Below are 15,194 nucleotides of genomic sequence, written 5' to 3'. Positions count from 1 at the left end.
ATACAATACATCATAATTCTAGGTATTATATTTTTATATTATAAATAGAATATTAAGGCTCTAATGAATCTTGAAGTTGTTTTACATAAAAAAGAAATTACTAGGAGGGATCATATATTACACAAAAAAGGCCCCTAATTATTGTATTAGGAACCTTTTTTGTTTCATATGTAGAAATTGTTTACTTAATAATTTTCACTAGAGTCTCAAGGTTATTCATGGTCATTTTTAAAATATAAACACCTCTTTTTGAAATGTTTAGTTTGTTAATGTCCATTGAAATCGTATGTATTCCTGTTTTCGATACCTTATGTAGCGCCGAATATATTTGTTTGCCAGTAAGGTTGTATACTGTTATAGTTGCATTACCAACTGCAGGAAAATCAGCTTTTAGGTGTAGGCTATTATTTTTAATAAAGTTTTGATGTACTTTAATATTTGAGTTTGAGTCTATATCCAAAGAACTGATTTCTTTTTGTTTGTTGGATGATTCTATTTGAAATGTAAAAGTTTCCCAGTTTTCTGCACTATTCCCTTTAGGGTAAAGAACAGCGTTGTTTTGAGTCCAATTAGCTTGAATCCATTTGTTTGCATGCACACTTTTAAGTGCTACTTTTCCTGATCCTTTACTTTGCCATGTAAATTGGGTCCAATCTCCTTTTACACCAGCTGCAGCTCTAATTGCGATATCTGTATTTTGACCAAATACTCTAATGTATTTATTATTTAATAATGCTTTTAAGGCAACACCTCCTTTAGGGTGTGTTTCAACTAAAAACTTTTGTGTATCACCAGAAACGGAAGCGCTATTTGCTGTAAGTTGATTGTTATTTCCACTCTCGGTAGTGACGAATTTTTTATCTCCGCCATCTTTGCGTAATGAAATCACTTTTCCAATAGGAACTGTATTATTTCCATTCCCACCATCGGTTGTTGATTTCCAATCAAAGGTTTCCCAGTTTTGTGGGTTTTCACCTTTGGGATGAAGAACAGCGTTGTTTTGATTCCAACTAGCCTGAATCCATTTATTTGCATGTACACTTTTAAGTGCTACTTTTCCTGTACCTTGGTTTTTCCATGTAAATTGAGTCCAATCTCCTTTAGCTAAGGCTGCTGCTCGAATGGGTATATTAGTGTCATTATTAAGTACTCTAATATATTTGTCATTTGCCATAGATTTTAAAGCTATTCCTCCTTTTGGATGTGATTCTACTAAAAATTCTTCACTAGTGCCTGCGCTACTTACTTGTGCGCTTAGTTGATTGTTATTCCCGCTCTCGGTAGTAACAAATTTTTTATCTCCTCCACTTTTTTGCAAAGTAATTATTTTTCCTATAGGCGCTGTATCTCCTGATCCTGGATCAGGATCTGGTCCAGAACTATCACCATGCAAGGTTTTTGTAGGGGTTTTAGAGTTTCTGATTTGGTTATAACTAGCCAACATTTGAGTAACTCTGTTTTTTTGAGCCTGAGCATTAATTAAGTTGTTGTTTTCAGATGGTGAAGATTTTAAGTTATATAGTTCTCTAGCCGAAGGTTGATTTTGATTATTCATTTTCATAATCAATTTCCAATCTCCTTCTCGATAAGCTACTTCTCTAGCTGTACCACCTTGAATCATTAAAAACTTACGCTTTTTGGCATCTACTTTTCCTAACATGATCGGCAATAAGTTAAACGAATCCTTGGCTTCATTATCAGGAATTGCTTGATTGTTAACAGCTCCAATAGTAGATAAAATATCTTGAGCAGAAACTATGTCATTAGAAACACTGTTTTTTGGAATTTTATTAGGCCATACAGCAATAAAAGGAACCCGATGTCCTCCTTCATAAATTTGGTTTTTACCACCTCTGTAAATATCACTTGGTCTATGACCAGTCTGAGTAGTTTGCCCAAATGTTAATCCACCATTATCAGATGTGAAAATGAAAATAGTATTTTCATACACCCCTTTTTCTTTAAGAGCTTTAACTAACATGCCCATCTGTGCATCTAGTTCTGCAATCATATCCAGATGCAGTACGGGGGTGCTTCCTTTAATTTTTTTGCCGTCAAGAAAATCAATAGGAGTATGGGGTTTGTGTACCGCCTGGGTACAGTAATACATAAAAAAAGGATTTGCTTTACCTGCATTGGTTTTGATATAATCAACTGCTTTAGTAGCTAATAAGGGGCCCATATTAAACGGATTCCATTCAGAATCACCAAGTCCTTCATCTTTATCTAATGTAACATTGATTTGATCCATCTTTTTTTGAGTAATCAAATCAATTTTTGAATTGTTTTTAAGAGGATACCATTTGCTGTTTTCAAAAACAACATAAGGAGCATCTTGAATTCCTGCAGGGTACATAAAGCTATAATCAAAGCCTAACTCTTTAGGGCCTTTTACAATCTCGGTAATATCCACATTTAATTCGGGTGCATTACGAGGGCCTCTATATATTTTGGGCCTTTGACCTTTACGATAATAATCGCCTCCTAAATGCCATTTCCCAAAGAAAGCAGTATTGTAACCGGATTGTTTCATGATTTTACCTAGGGTTAGGTCATTATTTTCAACAGGGCTTTTTTGATAAGATCCCCATACTCCCCAAGGTGCAAAACTTCGATATGTATTATTTCCTGTCATAATACTATATCTGGAGGGAGCACATAGTGCTGTAGGTGAATGAGCATCTGTAAAATGCATCCCATCACGCATTAGTTTGTCAATTTCGGGTGTTTGTACAATAATATTGTTAGAGTTTTTTTTCCTGTAACCAGAGATATCACCAATACCGACATCGTCTGTAAGTATTACTACAATATTAGGTTTTACTGCCGCTTTTGAGTCTTTTGTTTTTTGTGCGATTGATAAAAAAGCAAAACAAAGAAATAATACAAATAATCTTGATTTTAGTTTCATGTGTAATATGTTAAGTTAGTTGATGTGTTCTGGTATGAACGTATATATGGTGATAGGTTTTGAGATAGGTTTTAAGGTACTTTCACCAACATTAAAAATAGCTAATATTTGCAGTTCATTGATAATTAATTATATACCATATTGGTAATTGTGTACTACTAATGTTTTTTTTGGTATGAAATAAGATGGAGTTTAATTCTTTTTAGAGAATAGAAGCTTCGCTTGCTTTAGAATTTCTTCTAAGTACAAGGTTATTTTGTTTTTTAAGCGAATCTATAATTAGAAGGGTAGTGAGTTGAATTTTGACTCTATGAGTTTACTAAAGAAGCAGTCTTAAAATCTTCGAAATTTATTGTTTTACAAAACCATTTTCTCGTAAGGAATAATCGTCGAATATCCTTTAGTTTTGAAATATTCAATATCAGATAAAGTACCAGTAACTAGAATAAAGTCTCCTCCCCAACCACCTAAACTCTTTATGCTACCACCATATTCGGGGAATAGTGTAGATTTAACCGTAGGAGTTTTTATAATTTTAGAAATAATTTCTTCATGCTGATCTATTAACGATTTAAACTCTTCTAGAGTAGCAGAATCTAATAGCTTTGTTGTAATTTGATTTACCATTTCTTCGGCTTTATCAAAGTCTTTTAGAGGTAAAGATTGATACCTCTTTATGGATTCTTTACTATCTTGTTTTCGGTTGAGGTATATAAAAAATAAGTTTTCTTTGAATTTAGGATTAAAATTGATCTCTTTAATTATAGGTTTGCCCTCATTACGTTTATATAGTATTGGAGTATCGTTTTGAGCACATGCAATATCATAACCACTTCCTCCAAAACTTTGATCCAAGAGTTTAAAAGCGTCTACTTTTGCCCATTGGGCAATATTGTTGATTAATGTCGAAGAAGAGCCAAGTCCCCATTGACGATTAAACTCTAGTCGCGCCTCGACAAGATATCCTTTTCCTGAAGAAAGAAAGTTAGGGTTTAGCTCCTTTGCCGAAGTAAGGATCGTGATTAATGTATTTGTTATTGAGTTTTCTTCTGGATTCTCTTGAGTAGGAGATAAACTTGTTTCATTTATGGTTAATCGTGTTTCAAACCAACAAGTGTTTTCTTGGTCATAACTACGCCAAATGATTTGATCTGTCTCATTTTCCTCAACAAATAACCATTGTCCTTTTTGAGTAGGAACTGCCAGAGCATTAACACCATCTAATACTAAATACTCTGCGGTAAGTAATAATTTGCCATGGCTATAAAAAGACTTTTTCATGTGTAGGTATATATAATGTAAATATAATATACTTGTTGAATTTTGAAATAAATTAATAATAAATTTATCTTCATCTCAACTTTATTTATCCTACATAATGTAGCCTTAAATGAAGTATAGTGGGTCTTAGGGTTATCGGATTAAACTAAAGTGTCCTTGATGGTATGTGCCATCTTTAAACTCTGCTTTAAACCAATATTCTGCTGCGGGAAGCAATCGACCATTAAATTCGCCATTCCAACCATTACCTAGTGGTGATAGCTGTTTTAGTAATTTACCATATCGATCAAATATCCAGATAAATTTTACACTGTCTCTAACACTAGTATTTGCATTCCAATTATCATGAAAACCATCTCCATTAGGAGTGAAATACTTTGGAAAAGAAATGATTTCTTCTATGGTATTATCATCATTGTCTATAATAGTTCCAGTTGCGGTTTGATTGGGATTACTAATTGAACCTGCGTCAACAGTATTTATTTTAATAAGCATGGTTTCGTTATTTTCTTCTATGGTGTCATCAACCGTAGGTATAGAGATTAAAGAGTTTGTTTCTCCTGTCAGAATAGTGATTTGCAAGTTTATCGGTTCATAATCTTGTGCTGTAGTAGTTATATCTTCAATGCCAAATGTTAGCATAATATCTTCGGTTGACACTTGATCTAAAGTAACAGAGAAGTTTAAAGTACTACCCTCTTCAACGGTATTGTCTACTAAGGTAATTTGTGGAGTGTTAGTTACACCATCATTGTCAAATATTGTAGCAATTGCGGTTGCATTGCTATCACTTAAAGAACCTGTTTCTATAGTATCAATTCCTATAGAGATTGTTTCGTTGGATTCAACTAAAATGTCATCAATTGTAGAACGTATAAAAGTAGCAGTAGTTTGGCCGGCTAATATGATGATTCTTTCTGTCGATAAGTCTACGTCATTTAGATCGGCTGTAACTCCAGTGAATCCAATAATTAGTGTGATATCGGTAGTGCTGGGTTGATTTAACTCTATAGAAACTTCAATAGACTCACCCTCAATAACAGATGTAGCATTAAGTGTTACCGAAGGTAAAGGATTTACAATTACTTCTAGTTCAAAACTTGTACTTCCGCATGCTCCCGCCGTATTTGATTCGATTAAATACGTAACTACTTGAGGTATGCTCGTAGTATTTACCAGAATATCATCGATAATCGCGTCAGTAGCATTTGTGACAGTTGCTCCATTTACTTCTGGATTGTTCATAGCTGTCCAAGTAAAATCTCCAAGAGTAAGCCCAAAACCTACGGTAATGTCATATCGTACGGATGTAGCACTAACAATAGTTTTAGTATCATTAATAGGTGCTCCAGGATCTATGACTTTAACAATAATAGGGATTCTGGTACTTTCGCAACTATTACTATCTTGTTGACTTACATAATAGGTGGTATTTGAAGAGATAGAAGTATCTACCGTTGGTTTTGCTATAGGTGGGCTAGTATTTAAATCATTGGCATACCAAATGATTGTTTCTGTTGCACTAATAAATGTATTGAGATCCGCCGGACTATCGTTTAAACAAAAATTAGCATTATTAACAATAGGTTCGGGGATAGGTGTTGCACATAGGTCTATTCCAGAGCAGTCAACTAAGGCTTGAGCAGCAATACTATTGTTGGGAGCCCCTAGAATATTAGTATATCCAATATTTACAATTTTTGAGGTGCTCGTTGGACAGCTGTTTATTAATGCTGTCCATGTATAATTTATTATTTCTCCTGCAAGTACCGGTCCTGGTATAATAGGGTAGGTAACGATATTGGCATTGCTTGTGCCAGAGTCAGAAGCTGAAACAAAAGATACTTCGGAAGGGATAGGATCTGTAATCTGTACATTAAAAGCAGAGTCCATACTTGTTTTGAAACGAGATACAGTATGGGATCCAGAAGCGTCATTTCCATCAGGAAAAGCGTTAATAAATCCAGCGCTACCGGCTTTTACAGGTAAGCCCGTTACAGACCATGTTGGTGTAGGGTTGGTAGTATTTCCTAACCATACATTTAATTGATTTCCGTTTAATAACAATTTAATATCCATAGGATTTCCAGGAAAACCCAGAATAGTTTGATCAATGATTGATGTCCCGTTATATACTTGAGTATCTACCGATCCGCCACCGGGATTTGGTTTAAAAACAATGTATAATCCATTATTGATCGCTCCGCCAGTATGGCGCATGGTAAATCCAAAAGCTTGATTTGGGTCGAAATCTATAGTAGCTTCTAAAGTACCATTGGTACCATGAGAATAATTATACGTGCTTACTCCTAAGTTATTTGGTACAGATGTTAATGAGCCTCCAGTTACACCCATTTTAGTTCCGGTTTGAGCTGTCCAGTTATTTGTATCGTTAAAATCAACTTCGATAGGAGAACCATCTGTATTGGTGTATGCTAAAGTATAGACTACTTGATCTCCAACATCAGCTACTTTAGGAGTTGCAATTTTGGTCATTGAAGATGGTTTTGGAGGTAGAATAACAGGGTTACAGGTTACGGTTACGTCTGCAGTACTTACAATAGCAGATTCGTTCAATGCAGTAATTGATGCCGAGTTTGTTTGAACTTCATCAACTTGATCACATGTGCCACTACTAAAATCTGCTCTGGCTTTATAACTTATTGTTCCGCCTTGGCTAATTTGTAATCTAGGAATTTCCCATCTAATTTCTGTTCTTCCATCAGGAAGTGTTGATGCTATAGGGGCAATGCCTAACGGAGAATCGCCAACAAATTCAACAAATGTAAATCCTTGCGGTAATATATCCGTAATGACCACGTTTTCTACATCTCGACCTGGTACAGGTCCTGTTCCAAATACCCTACGCCAAACATAACCATCCCATTCTTCGACTAAAATATTATTTACGGTCTTTGTAGGTTTTTCACATGCTTCATTATGATATTTGTCAACCGGAATTGGATTTTCAGGATCGGTCCAATCATCTGTGATAGGATAAAAGAAACCTGTATCTAAATCAGTTGCAGTTGCATCCCAAGACCAATCGTCTGACCAGTCAATACTACCAAAATTACTTGTAAATAAATCCCATATGGCTCTTAAAGGCATGCTTCCTCCTTCATGAATTCGGGATGTGCCAGAATATCTTAATAAATGGGGAGTTGGGGCACATAGTTGATCTGAAAATTGTACGATCACTCTTTGGTTCCAGGCACCTTTTGCATCGGATCCAGGAACTATATTTTCATGAGAAACCCGAATACCTCCTGCGCTACCTCCTTCGTAAACATTGGTACGTAATCCCCAACCATTAGTGCAACCAGGTTCTCCAGATAAACAGTCAAAGGTATTGTCATTTAAAAATAAAGAAATTCGATAGTTCTCGTAATTAATATAGGGTTCTGCGGCTCCGTGATATAGCCTTACCTTGATTCCTTGAGTGTTTCCATTAGGAGCACCAGATCGAGCATATGCAAAATTCACACCTGATCGACCTCCATTAATATAGCCTCCTTTTGACGAATTTTTGAAATCAATACTATAGGTTACAACGTCACCGGGATTTACAGTATCAAAATCTACAGTTTTTTCAATTTCTAATGCTTTTTCGATAATATCAACACAATTACGTTCCATCACCGGAGTAAGATTATTAGGAAAATCATTAGAGGTCCACCCTTTTCCGTTAGTGGTTGTAATAGTAACTGGGTTACAAATTCGACCAGAAAATGACGGTTGTACTTTACAGGTAACTTTAACCTCTCCTGTAGTTGGAGTAATACCTCCTGTAGATTTGAAACCCGATACCGTTCCGATATTCCAGGAAACTGTACCTCCAGTATGTACCCCACCATTAGTAGCAGATACAAATTCTAATCCAACAGGGATTACATCTTGTACGATTACGTTTTGCGCAGCTACAGATCCGTAATTTCGATATGAAATAGTAAATGTTACTTCGTCACCAGTAAAAGCAGCAGTTTTATCTACTTTGGTATATACTTTTATGTTAGCTTCTGGCTTTATATTCATAGGTGATTGGAAGTTTCCAGTGGTAATTAACATGCCTAATAACCTAAAAAAGCCATGAAAATATGTTGGATTAGAATCTAAGTTTACAATACTAAGATCTTGTTGTTCCCATTCTATGGCGCATTGACGATATAACTTTCCCATAAGATCAAAATCCTGAGAAGACACAGCAGATGGAGTGCCAGCTGCAGGGGTCCAATTTAAAGTAAACCCTGATCCAATTCCTGTATTGGGATCATATTGCCAAAGTAATTGGGATGGCCCTTGAAATGTCATACCTAATGCACCACCAGGAATTACACAGGGGTTGCCACTTATGGTAGGATCTGCGAGAAATTTACTAAATCGTTGCCCCATATCTTTATTGATTGAATTTGCTCCCGGAATTACTTGATGGGTCGTGGGGTTCCATGAATTTTCTGGATTACCATGCCAGGTGTGATTTAGGATTGTTCTCCAGGCATGCCTAAAATCTTCTCCCGGATTAAAATTAGCAAATGTGGCATTGTTCGCGGCATCCATAAAAACATCACCTGCAGTTGGAATTGTGTTGGGGCCTTGTTTGTATAATTCACCCATTAACCAGTCCGAAGAGGCTTCTGCTCTTCTAAATTGGGGAATATTCCAGGCGACATCACTAGGATCTCCTTCGGCTTCAAGAAAATCACCGAAGGCTTTGCAATATGCGGGAGCTACGTAATCAATATGAAGTTGTCCTTTTACTTTACCTCCTTCGGGGCAAGGGTTTTGACCTAATGCCCAATTTGTTAACTCTCCTTGTGAGTTTCCATCTTTAAAATACCCGTCAAAACCAATTACACCAACAACAGCGTCGCATCCTGTAGAAAGTGGAAAATCTTGTATTTCGACTAAGCCTCGTATGACATTTAAAGCTTCTTGTTTATAGCTTATTTTATTTCCTCTAGAATCTAAATAGCCAGAGTCATCTCCCCATTGTTTCCAGGCCATTAATAATCCTAAAGCTATATCTACATCTCCATCGGTAGCCGAATCATTTCCAACTTCTCCAATTGACACATCACCAGTGCCGGGTAATACTCCATTGTTTGGTTCGGCAAGTGAATTGTCGCCATATGCATAGGTTGGTCTAGGGATATTACCATCGATATATCTAGGATGTTTTACCATTCGTACATCATGTTCACGAAACCAGATACCATCAAAAATAGTTTTGTCTCCCATATATGCAGCGGCTATCATACCATACCCTACGCCTTCACTACAATCGTATGGACAACCAATATTACTGTAAAGATAGGGTACACCAGCATGAGATTCTCCTGTATACTTAAATCGATTGGCCATTATACGCCATGCTTCTCGAATTCTTTTTTCCATCTCGGCATGTACGAGACCATCTGCATTTTGATTGGCTAAATTTTCTAGACGATGACTAGTGTTATATTCATACGCCAGAAATTGAGGAAATGGAAAATTAGGATTACCTGAATTGATATCTGTAGGTACTTGTGAATGTAAAAAGAAAGGGAATAATACTAGTAAAAGTAATGTGAAGTGAGGTTGCTTCATTATTATTGATTTGTGTCTGTTGCACATACCTATACTATAGGTATTAGCTTTTTCTGTTAAGGGTTAACTTAACGAGATGATTCCTTGAGTTTATAGTCTATTAGAATAACAACTATAATTCGAGATATCCTTTATAAGAGCACAAATTTGGTGTCAAAATAAATTGATATATGGATAAGTGTTTTGTTTTGAAGTGTATAAGATCAGTTATAAATAGTGTTGTCAGAAAATAAAATTAAGATGATACCTAAAAGAGAAATGTTGCATTAGTTTCTTAGTCTTTCAATTTGAGTAACAACATCGCTATGAGTAACTGTATTGGTCTTAAAATATTCGATAAGCTGTTCTTTTTCACTTTTAGTAGCTTCGAACTGGTTTAAGATATTCATTAGGTGCATTTTCATATGGCCTTGTTGAATTCCTGTAGTAATTAAGGAATTTATTGCAGCAAAGTTTTGAGCAAGACCTGCAACCGCAGTAATTTCCATTAGTTTCTTTGCATTTGGACTACCCAGGAGTTGCAATGCAAGTTTAACCAAAGGGTGTAAGTTTGTCAAACCTCCAACAGTACCTAAAGCCAAAGGAATTTCAATAGAAAATGTAAAAACATCATCCTTAATCGTAGCGGCGGTAAGACTTGCGTATGAACCTTTTCTAGAAGCATAGGCATGTGCTCCAGCTTCGATAGCTCTAAAATCATTTCCGGTAGCTAAGACTACGGCATCAATTCCATTCATTATTCCTTTATTATGTGTGACGGCACGATAAGGTTCAACCTCGGCAATACGAACAGCACGAATAAACTTTTTTGCATAGTGTAGAGAAGAAAGCTTACTTGTATTAGGTAATTCAGAAACGGGACAAGAAACAGAGGCTCTTACTATACACTGTGGTACATAATTAGAGAGAATACTCATGATAATTTCAATCTCTTTTTCATCATCATTAAATTCACTATAACTTTGAGCTTCTGATAGTAAAGTTTTAGCAAATTGTTCTAAACATGAATTAATGAAATTTGCACCCATAGCATCTGCTGTTTCAAAAGTGCAATGCAATTGATAGTAATTATCAATATCAGTAGATTTATTTCTAAGTTCAATTTTTTTAACGCCGCCGCCACGTTTCTCCATATTTTTAGTGATATGCGCAACGCTATTTATTAATTTCTTATTGATAGTAGAGAAGAAATGTTCTAGTTTTTCTACGTTCCCGGCGTATGTAAAATGTACCTGTCCAACTTTAGTCGTAGATATAACTTCTGCACGAAAACCTCCACGAGTTTGCCAAAATTTTGCAGCTTTACTAGCAGCTGCAACAACCGAACTTTCTTCGATGGTCATTGGTAAGGTGTATCGTTCCCCATTAATCAAAAAATTGGGGGCTACAGAAAAAGGAAGGTAATAATTAGAGATTGTATTTTCTGTGAACTCATCGTGTAATTTCTGTAACTTCTCATTAGAATTCCAATACTTGGTTAGTGTATCGATTGCGTTTACATCATTATTAAAATGATATTCTGCAATCCATTTTATTTTATCTGCTTTAGAGAGTTTAGAAAATCCAGAAACTACGGGAGTCATTTTACTTTAAATTATTAAGTGCGTTCAAATATACTATTCTGTTTTATCATATACATAATCAAAGTATCATAGAGTTATTTTTAAACTATCGCAGTATCATTTAATTATACAGCACATTTTAGATTTATTTGACGATATGTTAAAAAATATCGTTTCTAGCCCAATAATTTTATTGTATTTAACAGCAATTGTTGTATTTTTCACGGATTTTTTAGTATTCTTGATAGTAACAATTTATACATGTATAGTATGAAAATAACAAAATTGTTTTTTGGAATTACTCTTTTTGTAAGTAGTATAACCATCGCTCAAAACAAAAGCTTTACACTTAATGAAATATGGGGCGGAGCCTTTTCTACCGAAGGTTTCCAGTCATTACACTCCTTAAAAAACGGAACGCGATACTCTGTTTTAGAACGGGATAAAGCTTCTGGGGCCAGTAATATTAATATTTACGATTATAAAACTGGTGAGAAGACGAAAACACTAGTTAGTTCTTCATCTATAGACGGATTGGCTTCTTTTCAAGGATACACCTTTAGTAAAGATGAAAATAGGATACTGCTTTCAAGTGAATTAGAACAAATATATCGTCGCTCTTCTAGGGGGATTTTTCATATCTATGATGTACCTACTCAAGGTATTTTTAAAGTTAGTGATAAAAAAATTCAATCTCCGTTATTATCACCAGATGGCAATAAGATTGCATATGTATTAGATAATAATCTTTTCATGTTAAATTTTGTTACTGGACAAGAAGTGCAATTAACAGACGATGGTAAGAAAAATGAAATTATTAATGGAATTACAGACTGGGTTTATGAAGAAGAATTCTCTTTTGTAAGAGCTTTTGACTGGAGTGCAGATAGCAATAAGATTGCATTTTTAAGATTTGATGAAAGAGATGTCCCAGAATTTTCTATGGATGTTTATGGAAAAGAACTATATCAAAAACAAGATGTGTTTAAGTATCCTAAAGCAGGAGAAAAGAATGCAAAAGTTTCTTTGTTTGTAGCAGATCTCTCTGCCATGACTTCTGATGAGATTAAATTAGGTGATTATAAGGATTTCTACATCCCAAGAATTAAATGGACAGCAAATCCAGATGTTTTGAGTGTACAAGTAATGAATAGACACCAGAATAACTTGGATTTAGTTTTTGTAGATGCTAAAACAAAGGCTCCAAAAATAGTACTTAATGAAAAGGATGAAGCATATGTAGATATTACAGATAATCTTACTTTTTTAGAAGATAATAGTTTTATTTGGACTAGCGAAAAAGATGGGTACAACCATATCTATCACTATGCAGCAACTGGTAAATTAATTAATCAGGTGACCACAGGAAATTGGGAAGTAACCCAATATTATGGTTATGATACTAAAAATAAGAAGATATTTTATCAAAGTGTAGAAAATGGTAGTGTTAACCGTGATGTGTATGCAATCGGTTTAGATGGAAAAGGTAAGAAACGATTAAGTAAAAAAGAAGGAACCAATGATGCTGAATTTAGTGCTGATTTTAGTTCTTATATAAGTTATTTCTCTAGCGCAACTACCCCTTATGAGTTTACATTAAATAACGGCGCAAATGGTGAAGTGGTGCGTGAGATTAAAAATAATAAGGCATTACTGGATAACCTGAAAGGTTATGATGTGAGACCCAAAGAATTCTCTACAATACAAGTAAATGGGGAAACATTAAATATGTGGACCATAAAACCTAAAGATTTTGATCCAAAGAAAAAATATCCCTTGTTTATGTATCAATATTCTGGACCAGGATCTCAGTCTGTTGCAAATACATGGCATAGAGCTAATGATTATTGGTATATGATGTTAGCGCAACAAGGTTATATTGTAGTGTGTGTAGATGGTAGAGGAACGGGTTTAAAGGGAGCAAAATTTAAGAAAGCTACTCAAAATGATTTAGGAAATTTAGAAGTGCAAGATCAAATAGCTGCGGCAAAACAACTAGGAGCTTTGCCTTATATTGATGCTAGGAGAATAGGTATTTGGGGATGGAGTTATGGTGGATTTATGTCTAGTAATTGCTTGTTTAAGGGCTCAGATACGTTTAAAATGGCAATCGCAGTAGCACCTGTAACTAGTTGGAGGTTTTACGATACCATTTATACGGAACGATATTTGATGACTCCACAAGAAAATGCTAAAGGTTATGATGATAATTCACCGATTAATTTCGTAAAAGGATTAAAAGGTAAGTTTTTATTGGTTCATGGTAGTGCAGATGACAATGTTCATGTGCAAAATACTATGCAATTGGTTGAAGCCTTAGTTCAAGCAAATAAAGATTTTGATTGGGCAATTTATCCAGATAAGAATCATGGTATTTATGGTGGAAATACAAGATTGCACTTGTATAATAAGATGACAAATTTCATTAAAGAGAACTTATAATTAATTAAACATACATAATGGCAAATACAGTTAAACCAGCTCATCAAAAAGAGCTTTTTGGACATCCGGTAGGATTATACATACTATTTTTTACAGAAATGTGGGAGCGTTTTTCGTACTATGGAATGAGAGCACTTTTTGTATTATATCTTACAACCAAAACTGTGGATGAAAACCCTGGTTTAGGATGGTCATCTGGTGAAGCTTTAGCACTCTACGGTTGGTATACAATGTTAGTGTATGTAGCATCTATTCCTGGAGGATGGATTGCCGATAAGTTTTTAGGTCAAAAAAAATCCGTTTTGGTAGGTGGTATTCTACTAGTTGCGGGGCATAGTATTTTGGCAATCGAAGAAATGTGGGCATGGTATTCTGGTCTTGGTTTGATCATTGCAGGAGTTGGTATGCTAAAGCCAAATATTTCTACAATGGTTGGTGGTTTATATAAACAAGGAGATATTCGTAGAGATAAAGGATTTACTATTTTTTATATAGGAATAAATGTTGGTGCTTTTCTTGCTGGTATTATAGTAGGATATGTAGGTGAGGTTCATGGTTGGCATTATGGTTTCGGTCTTGCCGGAATTGGAATGGCTCTAGGGTTAATTCAATTTCTTTGGGGACAAAAATATCTTGTTAATGTAGGTAACTTCTTAGGGACCTCTGAAAAAACTGAAGACAAAGAGGCTATGAAAAAACCTTTAACTAAGATAGAGAAGGATAGAGTTATAGTGCTTCTTATTTCGTTCTTATTAGTTATCGTTTTTTGGGGAGCTTTTGAGCAAGCGGGTGGATTAATGAACCTTTATGCAAGAGAAAAAACGAATAGAATGCTAATGGGGTGGGAAGTACCTGCTTCATGGTTTCAGTCTTTAAACTCAATGTTTATTATTTTCCTAGGAACAACAGTTGCATTGTATTGGGCTGGTAGAAAATTAAAGGGTAAGGTCTCTAGTTCATTATTTAAAATGATAATAGGTCTTATTGTTATGGGTATTGGTTTCTTTTTTATGACAGCAGCATCTATGGAGTTTAATTCAAATGGCTCTTCTGCTATGTATTGGTTGGTATTAGCATACTTATTTCATACCATTGGAGAACTTTGTATTTCGCCTGTTGCTTTGTCATTTATTACCAAATTAGCTCCTGTAAAGTATGGGGCATTAATGATGGGGGTGTATTTTGCCATGACAGGTTTTGGAAATAAGTTAGCTGGTTTATTAGGGGAATCTGCAGAAAATTTAGGAGAGTTTACAATCTTTACCGGTATAGCAGTATTTAGTGTTGTGTTTGGTTTACTTGTAATGATTTTTAGAAAGAAATTAGAAATATTGACTCACGGAGTAGAGGATAAAGAAGGAACTATTCATGAAGAAGCTGAAGGTTTTGAATTAGCAGATAATTAAGATATT

At 35.0% G+C, this 15,194-nt stretch carries 6 protein-coding genes; 2 read left to right on the top strand and 4 right to left on the bottom strand.

Annotated features, from left to right (window positions below; genetic code table 11):
- Positions 1-181: 181 nt before the first annotated feature.
- The 4 genes from D1816_RS25655 to D1816_RS13435 form a co-directional block, all read right to left on the bottom strand.
- Entirely contained in the window at positions 182-2,911 is a 2,730-nt protein-coding gene (locus D1816_RS25655; protein WP_120702398.1) for a sulfatase-like hydrolase/transferase, read from the bottom strand.
- Between the two features lie 357 nt (positions 2,912-3,268).
- Positions 3,269-4,192, bottom strand: coding sequence for a GYDIA family GHMP kinase (locus D1816_RS13445; RefSeq protein WP_066317627.1), 924 nt, complete (start codon positions 4,190-4,192; stop codon positions 3,269-3,271).
- A gap of 132 nt (positions 4,193-4,324) precedes the next feature.
- Positions 4,325-9,778 (bottom strand): T9SS type B sorting domain-containing protein, encoded by a 5,454-nt coding sequence (locus D1816_RS13440; protein WP_158597709.1) that lies wholly within the window; start codon positions 9,776-9,778, stop codon positions 4,325-4,327.
- Positions 9,779-10,044: 266 nt separating this feature from the next.
- Positions 10,045-11,361, bottom strand: coding sequence for a hydroxymethylglutaryl-CoA reductase, degradative (locus D1816_RS13435; protein WP_066317621.1), 1,317 nt, complete (start codon positions 11,359-11,361; stop codon positions 10,045-10,047).
- Between the two features lie 249 nt (positions 11,362-11,610).
- On the opposite strand from D1816_RS13435, the gene D1816_RS13430 reads away from it, so the two are divergent.
- Both D1816_RS13430 and D1816_RS13425 read left to right on the top strand, forming a co-directional pair.
- Positions 11,611-13,782, top strand: coding sequence for a S9 family peptidase (locus tag D1816_RS13430; RefSeq protein ID WP_118503447.1), 2,172 nt, complete (start codon positions 11,611-11,613; stop codon positions 13,780-13,782).
- Positions 13,783-13,799: 17 nt separating this feature from the next.
- Positions 13,800-15,188 carry a peptide MFS transporter gene (locus D1816_RS13425; protein ID WP_118503444.1) on the top strand — a complete coding sequence of 463 codons (1,389 nt, stop codon included), beginning with the start codon at positions 13,800-13,802 and terminating at the stop codon, positions 15,186-15,188.
- The last annotated feature ends 6 nt before the right edge of the window (positions 15,189-15,194 follow it).

Origin of the sequence: Aquimarina sp. AD10 (genome assembly GCF_003443715.1) — a bacterium.
GTDB lineage: Bacteria > Bacteroidota > Bacteroidia > Flavobacteriales > Flavobacteriaceae > Aquimarina > Aquimarina aggregata.
Note: the sequence above shows the minus strand (reverse complement) of the source record. Positions and strands in the feature narration are given on the sequence as shown.